Source organism: Actinomadura sp. NPDC048955 (assembly GCF_040649435.1).
GTDB lineage: Bacteria > Actinomycetota > Actinomycetes > Streptosporangiales > Streptosporangiaceae > Spirillospora > Spirillospora luteofluorescens.
The window spans coordinates 1-1,038 of record NZ_JBEZJI010000215.1 but is presented as its reverse complement, the minus strand read 5'-3'; the positions used below and the strand labels follow the sequence as shown (position 1 = coordinate 1,038).

The 1,038-nt window shown below is 70.2% G+C and carries 1 protein-coding gene; it reads left to right on the top strand.

Features of this window, described 5'->3' with window-relative positions; genetic code table 11:
• Positions 1–1,004, top strand: a 1,004-nt coding sequence (locus AB0C84_RS46355; protein ID WP_361079346.1) for an IS30 family transposase, incomplete at its 5' end; no start/stop codon positions are given.
• Positions 1,005–1,038 lie beyond the last annotated feature (34 nt).

The following is a 1,038-nucleotide window of genomic DNA, read 5'->3' as shown; positions in this document are numbered from 1 at the left end:
CGTCGCGCTACCTGCGCGAAGCCGAGCGCATCCACATCGCCGACCGGATCCGCGAGGGCGCGTCGCAGCGCACCATCGCCGGCGAGCTGGGCCGCCACCCCTCGACCATCAGCCGCGAGGTCCGCCGGAACCGGACCGAGGGCTCCCGCGGCAACTGGTGGTACCGGCCGCACGCCGCCCACGCCCGCGCCGTCGCGCGCCGTGCCCGTCCCAAGACCCGCAAGTTCGACGCCGGCCCCGAACTGCGCGACATAGTCCAGTCTTGGCTGGAGATGAAATGGAGTCCGGAGCAGATCAGCCAGATGCTCCGTGTCCGCTTCCCCGACCGTCCGGACCTGCGCGTGTGCCACGAGACCATCTACAAGGCCCTCTACGTCCAGGGCCGCGGGGAGCTGCGCCGCGAGCTGGGCAGGGCGCTGCGCACCGGCCGGGCCCACCGCAAGCCGCGGCGCCGGGCCCAGCAGCGCCAGCCCCGCTACGCCGCGCCGATGGTCATGATCAGTGAACGCCCCGCCGAGGCCGCCGACCGCGCCGTCCCGGGCCACTGGGAAGGCGACCTGATCATCGGCCGCAAGCAGACGTCGCAGATCGGCACCCTCGTCGAGCGCGCCAGCCGCTACGTCCTGCTGGTCCACCTGCCCGATGACCGGACGGCCGAGACCATGCGCGACGCCCTGGCCGCCACGATCCAGACCCTCCCGACTGAGCTGAGACGCTCCCTGACCTGGGACCAGGGCTCGGAGATGGGCCTGCACCACCAGTTCTCCATGGCCACCGACATGCCCGTCTACTTCTGCGATCCGCACTCGCCCTGGCAGCGCGGCTCCAACGAGAACACCAACGGCCTGCTGCGCCAGTACTTCCCCAAAGGCACCGACCTGAGCGTCCACACCCCGCAAGACCTGGAAGCAGTGGCCGCCGAACTCAACTCCAGACCACGAAAGACACTCGCCTGGGAAACCCCAGCCCAGCGACTCGCTAAGCTCCTGACCAAAGCCAGTTGATCAACCGGTGTTGCGACGACCCCTCGAATGCGCC